This window comes from Rhizobacter sp. P3_C12 (assembly GCF_056402735.1).
In genome coordinates, this window is the sequence record NZ_JBFUGW010000276.1 from 1 (window position 1) to 7,972 (window position 7,972).

6 protein-coding genes and 2 pseudogenes are annotated in these 7,972 nt (G+C 66.4%); 4 read left to right on the forward strand and 4 right to left on the reverse strand.

What is annotated here, in order from left to right:
• Positions 1–41: 41 nt before the first annotated feature.
• The 4 genes and pseudogenes from glgB to malQ all read left to right on the forward strand — a co-directional run.
• Positions 42–1,394 (forward strand): annotated as a pseudogene (gene glgB, locus AC1DXV_RS28110) (1,4-alpha-glucan branching protein GlgB); the annotation flags it as partial.
• Positions 1,391–2,380, forward strand: coding sequence for an alpha-amylase family glycosyl hydrolase (locus AC1DXV_RS28115; protein ID WP_477936699.1), 990 nt, complete (start codon positions 1,391–1,393; stop codon positions 2,378–2,380). The pseudogene glgB and the gene AC1DXV_RS28115, both read left to right, overlap by 4 nt.
• 6 nt (positions 2,381–2,386) lie before the next feature.
• Complete coding sequence (locus AC1DXV_RS28120) at positions 2,387–3,469, forward strand: hypothetical protein (protein ID WP_477936701.1); 1,083 nt, start codon at positions 2,387–2,389, stop codon at positions 3,467–3,469.
• A gap of 121 nt (positions 3,470–3,590) precedes the next feature.
• On the forward strand, positions 3,591–5,096 hold the full coding sequence (gene malQ / locus AC1DXV_RS28125) for a 4-alpha-glucanotransferase (protein ID WP_477865653.1): 1,506 nt from the start codon (positions 3,591–3,593) through the stop codon (positions 5,094–5,096).
• A 382-nt stretch (positions 5,097–5,478) separates the two neighbouring features.
• Here the strand turns inward: malQ and AC1DXV_RS28130 are convergent, their stop codons facing one another.
• From AC1DXV_RS28130 to AC1DXV_RS28145, 4 genes and pseudogenes are all read right to left on the reverse strand, one after another.
• A complete protein-coding gene (locus tag AC1DXV_RS28130; protein ID WP_477865654.1) occupies positions 5,479–6,015 on the reverse strand; it encodes a ClpX C4-type zinc finger protein in 537 nt (178 codons plus the stop codon).
• A gap of 77 nt (positions 6,016–6,092) precedes the next feature.
• The gene (locus AC1DXV_RS28135) at positions 6,093–6,641 is read right to left on the reverse strand and encodes a hypothetical protein (RefSeq protein WP_477865655.1); all 549 of its coding nucleotides are present in this window, start codon (positions 6,639–6,641) and stop codon (positions 6,093–6,095) included.
• Positions 6,563–7,132, reverse strand: a complete 570-nt coding sequence (locus AC1DXV_RS28140) for an RHS repeat domain-containing protein (protein WP_477865660.1) — start codon at positions 7,130–7,132, stop codon at positions 6,563–6,565. Before AC1DXV_RS28140 ends, AC1DXV_RS28135 begins: the two co-directional genes overlap by 79 nt.
• A gap of 103 nt (positions 7,133–7,235) precedes the next feature.
• Positions 7,236–7,967 (reverse strand): annotated as a pseudogene (locus AC1DXV_RS28145) (hypothetical protein); the annotation flags it as partial.
• Between the last annotated feature and the right edge of the window lie 5 nt (positions 7,968–7,972).

Sequence of the window (7,972 nt, forward strand, 5' to 3'; positions counted from 1 at the left end):
GGACATGGGCTTCACCCACCTCGAGCTGATGCCGGTCAGCGGACATGGGCTTCACCCACCTCGAGCTGATGCCGGTCAGCGAGCACCCGTTCGACGGCTCCTGGGGCTACCAGCCGGTGGGGCTGTATTCGCCGACCGCGCGCTTCGGCGACGGCCCGGGCTTCCGGCGCTTCGTCGACCGCTGCCATTCGGCGGGCCTGGGCGTGCTGCTCGACTGGGTGCCGGCGCATTTCCCGAGCGACGTGCACGGCCTCGCGCAGTTCGACGGCACGCACCTGTACGAATACGCCGACCCGCGCGAGGGCTTCCACAACGACTGGAACACGCTGATCTACAACCTCGGCCGCACCGAGGTGCGCAACTTCCTGGTCGGCAATGCGCTGTACTGGCTGGAGCGCTACGACGTCGACGGGCTGCGCGTCGACGCGGTCGCCTCGATGCTGTACCGCGACTACAGCCGCGAGCCGGGCGAGTGGATCCCGAACGTGCACGGCGGGCGCGAGAACCTCGAGGCCATCGCGTTCCTGAAGCGCATGAACGAGGTGGTGGGCATCGAGCGGGCGCAGGCGGTCACGCTGGCCGAGGAATCGACCGCCTTCCCGGCGGTGTCGCGGCCCACCTTCGCCGGCGGCCTCGGCTTCCACTACAAGTGGAACATGGGCTGGATGCACGACACGCTGAAGTACATGGCGCGCGACCCGGTGCACCGCAAGCACCACCACGGCGAGATGACCTTCGGGCTGGTGTATGCCTTCAACGAGAACTTCGTGCTGCCGCTCTCGCACGACGAGGTGGTGCACGGCAAGGGCTCGCTGATCGCGAAGATGCCGGGCGACCGCTGGCAGAAGTTCGCGAACCTGCGGGCCTACTACGGTTTCATGTTCGGGCACCCGGGCAAGAAGCTGCTGTTCATGGGTGGCGAGTTCGCTCAGGAGCGCGAGTGGGACCACGACCAGAGCCTCGACTGGCACCTGCTCGCCGACCCGCTGCATGAGGGCATGCAGCGGCTGGTGCGCGACCTGAACCGCTTCTACCGCGCCACGCCGGCGCTGTACGAACAGGATTTCATCCCGGCCGGCTTCGAGTGGATCGACCACCAGGATGCCGAGCATTCGGTGATCAGCTTCGTGCGGCACGGCCGCCGCGACGGCGCGACCGTGATCGTCGTCTCGAACCTGACGCCGACGGTGCGCTCCGGCTTCCGCATCGGCGTGCCGCGGCCGGGCGAGTACCGCGAGCGCATCAACACCGATTCGGCGCACTACGGCGGCAGCAATGTCGGCACGCCGCTGGGCGCCGCGCGCTCCGACGACGTGCCGTGGCAGGGCCGCGCGCACTCGGTGATGCTGACGCTGCCGCCGCTGGCCACGGTGTTCCTGGAGCTCGTGGCTTGACGCCGTTGCAGGCGGGACGCCCCTGGCCGCTGGGCGCGCACTGGGACGGCCACGGCATCAACTTCGCGGTGTTCTCGGACCATGCGCAAGGCATCGACCTGTGCCTGTTCGACGACGCCGGCACGCAGCAGCACTCGCGCACCGCGCTGCCCGGCCGCACGCAGCAGGTGTGGCATGGCTACCTGCCGGGGGCGCAGCCGGGGCTGCTGTACGGCCTGCGCGCGCACGGCCCGTGGCAACCGGAGCGCGGGCAGCGCTTCAACTCGAACAAGCTGCTGCTCGACCCGTATGCGCGCGAGATCGTCGGCCGCTTCGACTGGAACGACCCGCACTTCGGCGGCGACCGCCAGCGCCCGCTCGAGATGGACCTGCGCGACAACGGCGCGCAGGCGCTGAAGGCGCGGGTGGTGCACGACAGCTTCGACTGGGGGTCTGGCGCCAGCGCCGACGCGCCGCCCCGCACGCCGCTCGCCGACACCGTGCTGTACGAGCTGCACGTGAAGGGCTTCACCCGGCTGCACCCCGGCGTGCCCGAGGCGCAGCGCGGCACCTATGCGGGCCTGGCGAGCGACGCCGCCATCGCCCACCTCCAGCGCCTGGGCGTCACCGCGGTCAGCCTGCTGCCGGTGCACCAGGCGCTCGACGAAGAACGGCTCGTGCGCATGGGCCTGCGCAACTACTGGGGTTACAACACCGTCGGGTTCTTCTGCCCGAGCCCGGCGCTCGCCGCGGCGGGCTCGTCCGGTGCCGCGGCGCGCGACGAGTTCCGCACGATGGTCAAGCGGCTGCATGCGGCCGGCATCGAGGTGATCCTCGACGTGGTCTACAACCACAGCGCCGAGACCGACGAGCTCGGGCCGACGATCCACTTCCGCGGCCTCGACAACCCGGCCTGGTACCGGCTGCGGCCCGACAACCCTGCGCTCTATGTCAACGACACCGGCACCGGCAACACGCTGAACCTCGGCCACCCGCGGGTGCTGTAGCTGGTGATGGATTCGCTGCGCTTCTGGGTGAGCGAGATGCACGTCGACGGCTTCCGCTTCGACCTGGCACCGGTGCTCGGCCGCACGGGCGGCGCGGCGGCCGGCGGCTTCGACACCGGTGCCGCGTTCTTCCACGCGATCGCGCAGGACCCGCTGCTGTCCACCGTGAAGCTGATTGCCGAGCCGTGGGACATCGGCTTCGGCGGCTATCAGCTCGGCCAGTTCCCGCCCGGCTGGGCCGAGTGGAACGACCGCTTCCGCGACACCGTGCGCAGCTTCTGGCTGCGCGACGCGACGACGCGCGGCGAGCTGGCGCAGCGGCTGTGCGCATCGTCCGACGTGTTCCAGGCGCGCGGGCGCATGCCGGCCGAGTCGGTGAACTTCATCGTCGCGCACGACGGCTTCACGCTGGCCGACCTGGTCAGCCACGACCGCAAGCACAACGAGGCCAACGGCGAAGGCAACCGCGACGGGCACGACCACAACCACAGCTGGAACGCCGGCGTCGAGGGCCCGAGCGACGACCCGGTGGTGCGGGCCCTGCGCGGCCGGCTGCAGCGCGCGCTGCTGGCCACGCTGCTGCTCTCGCAGGGCACGCCGATGCTGTGCGCCGGCGACGAGCTGGGGCATTCGCAGGGCGGCAACAACAACGCCTACTGCCAGGACAACGCGACCAGCTGGATCGACTGGTCGCGGGTCGACGACGCGCTGGTCGCTTTCACCGCGCAGGTGCTGGCGCTGCGCCGCACGCACCGGCCGCTGGCCGACCGCTGGTACACGGGCGCCGCCGATGAACAGGGCCGCGTCGACCTGGGCTGGCTGCAGGCCGACGGCACACCGCTCGCGGGCGAGGACTGGGGCGATCCGGCGCAGCGGGTACTCGGTGCTCGCATCGGCGCGCCCGGATCCGGCAAACCCCTGCTGCTGTTGATGAACGCCAGTGACACCGACGCTCCGTTCGCGCTGCCGCCCGGCCGATGGCGGGTGCTGCTCGACACGGCAGCCATGTCGTCGCAGCAGCCGATGGTGCAAACTCCGTTGGCGCTGGCGGCACACAGCCTCGTGCTGCTGGTGATGGAGGCTGAGTGAGAGACCGACGAAGATCCGTTCGCCCTGAGCCTGTCGAAGGGCCTGCGCGCATCGAACCAGGGCTTCGACAAGCTCAGCCCGAACGGCGTTTCTTTGCCTCCGTGACCCAGGGACAGCCACCATGAGATTCCCCCGCGCCAGCGGTGTGCTGCTGCACCCCACCTCGCTGCCCGGCCCGCACGGCAGCGGCGATTTCGGGCCGGCCGCGTACCACTTCGTCGACTGGCTCGCGACGGCGCGGCAGCGGCTGTGGCAGATGCTGCCGCTCGGCGGCATCGGGCCCGGCAACTCGCCGTACATGAGCAGCTCKGCCTTCGCCGGCAACGTGCTGCTGATCGACCTGGCCGAGCTCGGCCAGCACGGCTGGCTGACCGCCGACGAGCTGCTGCCGCCCGACGGCATCGAGGCGCACCGGCTGAACTTCGCGGCCGTCTGGCCGTACCGCATGGACCGGCTGGCGCGCGCCGCACGGCGCTTCGCGGCCACCGTCACGCCGCAGCAGGCGCACGAGCTGCAGGCCTTCTGCACCGAACACGCGAGCTGGATCGACGACTACGCGCTCTTCATGGCGCTGGCCGACCACCACGACTGGGCGCCGTGGTGCGACTGGGGCGCCGGCCTCGCCCGGCGCGAGCCGGCGGCGCTGGCGGCAGCACGCCTGCAGCATGCCGAACGCATCGCGTTCTGGAAGTTCTGCCAGTGGCAGTTCTTCGTGCAATGGGAGCGCCTGAAAGACCACGCGACCAGCCGCGGCGTGCAGGTGATCGGCGATGCGCCGATCTTCATCGCCTACCAGAGCGCCGAGGTGTGGGCGCGGCAGGACCTGTTCGAACTCGATGCGAAGGGGCAGCCGACCGTGGTGGCCGGCGTGCCGCCGGACTTCTTCAGCGAGACCGGCCAGCGCTGGGGCAACCCGCTGTACCGCTGGAGCGCGCATGCGGCCGAGGGCTATGCGTGGTGGGTGGAGCGCATCCGCCGCACCTTCGAGCTGGTCGACATCGTGCGCATCGACCACTTCCGCGGCTTCGCGAGCTACTGGGAGATCCCGGCCAGCGAGGAGACAGCGATCCTCGGCCACTGGCGGCCGGGGCCCGGCGAGGCCTTGTTCGAGGCCATCGCCGAGGCACTGGGCACGCTGCCGATCATCGCCGAAGACCTGGGCGTCGTGACGCCGGACGTCGAGGCATTGCGCCGCAAGTTCTCGCTGCCCGGCATGCGCATCCTGCACTTCGCGTTCGGCGGCGACAGCGCCAACCCGTTCCTGCCGCACAACCACGAGGCCGACACCGTCGTCTACAGCGGCACGCACGACAACGACACCAGCCTCGGCTGGTGGGCCACCGCCACCGAGGCGCAGCGGCGCCATGCCTCGACCTACCTGCCGACCGACGGCGCCGACATCGCCTGGGACCTGATCCGCACCGCCTGCGCCTCGGTGGCCGACACCGCCGTGCACCCGATGCAGGACGTGCTGCGGCTGCCAGGCGCCGACCGCATGAACTTCCCCGGCAAGCCCTCGGGCTACTGGGAATGGCGCTTCAGCTGGGACCAGGTGAAGCCGGTCCATGCGCACGAGCTGGCGCTGTTGACGCGGCTGTATGGGCGGGATGGGGTTGTGGTGGCGTGATGGCGTGATGGCGTTCGCCATCTACAGGCAACGCGTACGAGATCACCCTCTTCAACTCCGCGGCATCACGATATCCGCGAGCGGGCACTTCGACGCAAGAACAGCCACGGACAATCGATCGCGAACTGGCGCAACGTCTCTTGTGCGGACCCTCGAGTTCCGCCTCGATGAAGCTGCAGAGCCACGCTCGATCGGCATCGGAGGACTGTTCCAGCAGATCTTGGTCTGTCTTGCTTGCCAGCAGTCTGAACTGCTCGATTGAATTCCGAGAGCTGTCTTGATCACTCATTTGCATGTCGATCCAGGCAAGCCCCAGCAAACGGCCTCTTGGTAGTCGCGAAGTTGGCGACTACGGCCATCGCGCTGCGCTTCACGGTATCAGTCAGAGGGAGGTCTCCTTCGGGTGCCGTCGATTCAGCTCTTCGGCGAACGCATCAACACAAGACGAGCAAATGACCGCCGACTGCCCGGTGAACATCACCTCGACTTCATATGAGAGCTGACCGCAAAAGCTGCAGACATCCTCCGGATACGCTTCTGCCAACCAGCGTTTGGCTGCCTTCGCTGTCGCGTTGACAGTCACCCACTTGTCGGCGATCCCGGCGTAGTGACGCTCAACGCTCGATTTTGCGAGCCGAAGAGACTTTGCTCCGGCCATGCCGAGAATCTGCCAGCGTTTGTCGCAGAAGAGAATCAAATGGTCTTCCAACCCCACCTGCAAGCTCCTGCAAATGGCAATTCTTGGCACGCGGCCGAGAAGCTTGTCTCCGACAAACAAGCGTTGACTTCCCGTGAAGCGGATTGTCTTGTCGACAATCGCATACGCAACGACGCGACTGCTGCCAATTGCTGGCGGCGGTGCGTCCACAGGCTGATGATTTGCAACTTGTTTTCGCATATTTGATTCACTTGCAGTCATCATCGCAATTGCAGTTCACGATCCGCTCTTCTTCCTTGATGTAGCCGCCCGCCCCTGTGGATCACTCGCGACAGACGTCATCGAATTCTCGCCAATAGTCCGTTCACGTCGCGAAGCAAATGATCGTAGACCAACCGCTTTCTCGACGCGGCGGCTTGTCGGACACGAGACAAGAGCGTTCTGAGCACAAGCCGAGCACGATCCGGCTTGGCGATTCGAAGGCAATACTGAGCGAAAAATATGTCGACTGTCCCCCGTCGGTCGAGGCTTGCAAAGCCCAGGCGGTAGTTCAGCTGATAGACATTCTCCACAAGCTCTTCAGGTTCATTTTTCAGCGCGAGCAGATCAAGCTTGCACTCTGCAATTTGACGCTGCACCTCCAGCGAGAGCCTCTTCGAACCCCTCACTTTCGATAGGAATTCCTGCTCTATTGAATCAAGATCCGCCACGATTCTTGATGCGGTCAGTTCTTCATATTTTCGAATGACAGTTGACTTCTCCCTGGCCAATTGACCATATAGAACTCGGTCTGCTTTCACACTCTCTCCTAAAATTTGCAGCTGACCCAGCCGCCGTTCTTTGATGGGGCCGTACTCGGCCAGCTTTGATCGGGGGAGCGCATGCATTTCTCGCGGCAAGACTCGCACCTGGATGACCCTTCCAAGGGGCCGTACTTGTCCTGCAGCTTGGAGTCCAAGCACTCTTTCCAATTCTCCTGGCAGCTATTCACTGCACGGGTGCACTCAGGCGCGTTCGCTGCGGCGGCCGGCGGCAATGCTGCCAAGGGACCACCATCCGGCTTCGGCGCCGTGGAGGAAGAGCCCGTCGGTTCACTGGACGTAGGCCATGATGTTGGAGCCGCCGGCGACGAGTTGTTGCCGTTCAAAAGCCCTGCGCCCACACCCAACAATAGGAGTGCAAGTCCGTCGCCTCCCCCCATTCGCCCTCCTCCTCCGTCCGCGCCCATGACATTTCCCGGCTTCCACCCCAGTGGATCGGAAAATGAAAGCGGATTGCCATCCACGTAGGAGTAGGTCGATGGAGCGCCCCCAGCCAATCCGATCGGATCTGATTGAGGATAGCTCCCCTTCGAGGGATCGTAGGTCCGCATCCGCATACTGCCCCGGGAATCGCAGTGGTTGGGTGAAGGCGCCGAGCCCGCTCGGATTCACTTCCGGTGCGGTCGTACCGAACGGCTCGGCGAGCCAACGCCAGCGAGTCGCGTTGTTCGTATCGACGACGAGCCGCGGTGTGTTCAGGTGATCGGCATGGATGTAGAAGACCAGCGGCGCACCGTTCGGGTTCGTTGGATCCGGCATGAACATCGCGACCGGAATGTCGCCGAGCCAGATGTATTCGCGCAGCGCCTGTCCCGCMTGGTCGTACTCGCCGAGCAGTTCGCCGCTGAGTCCGTACACGAAGATCACCGTGCTGCCCGGCCCGGCACTCGTCACCTTGCGGATGCGCCGCTTGTCGGCGTCGTAGGTGTAGGTGACGGTGATGCCAGCCTTCGTGATGCTTGCGAGTGATCCGCTCAGGCCGTAGGTCGCGGCGTAGTTCGGGCTGTCGGTGGTCGTGTTCCCGGCGTTGTCGTAGCCGAAGCTTCTCGCCGGGTTCGTGATGTTCGTGAGCCGGTTGYTGGTTGCCTCGGTGTTGTAGACGCTCGGGCTGCCGTTCAGGCTCACGCCGGTGCGGTTGCCGTTCGGGTCATACGTGATCGCCCAGTTGCTCGCGACCGTCGTCACCTGCGTGATTCGATCGTTCTCGTCATAGCCGAAGCTCTGGTCCAGCGACGGCTGCGGGATGCCGTCGTTGGCGCTCAGGTGCGTGAAGCTGATGATGCGATCGGCCGCGTCGTAGGTCACGTCGCGGAAGACGTTGCCCAGCCGGTAGCGCGTGACGCGTCCGCTGAGGTCGTAGAAGCGCTCGTGCGGCGTCGTCCCGCTGGCCATGTTCC

Coding starts and splice junctions, on each gene's coding strand:
- AC1DXV_RS28120 (WP_477936701.1), top strand. CDS start 2,387: ATGGATTCGCTGCGCTTCTGGGTGAGCGAGATGCACGTCGACGGCTTC.
- AC1DXV_RS28130 (WP_477865654.1), bottom strand. CDS start 6,015: ATGACTGCAAGTGAATCAAATATGCGAAAACAAGTTGCAAATCATCAG.
- AC1DXV_RS28135 (WP_477865655.1), bottom strand. CDS start 6,641: ATGCATGCGCTCCCCCGATCAAAGCTGGCCGAGTACGGCCCCATCAAA.
- AC1DXV_RS28140 (WP_477865660.1), bottom strand. CDS start 7,132: ATGCGGATGCGGACCTACGATCCCTCGAAGGGGAGCTATCCTCAATCA.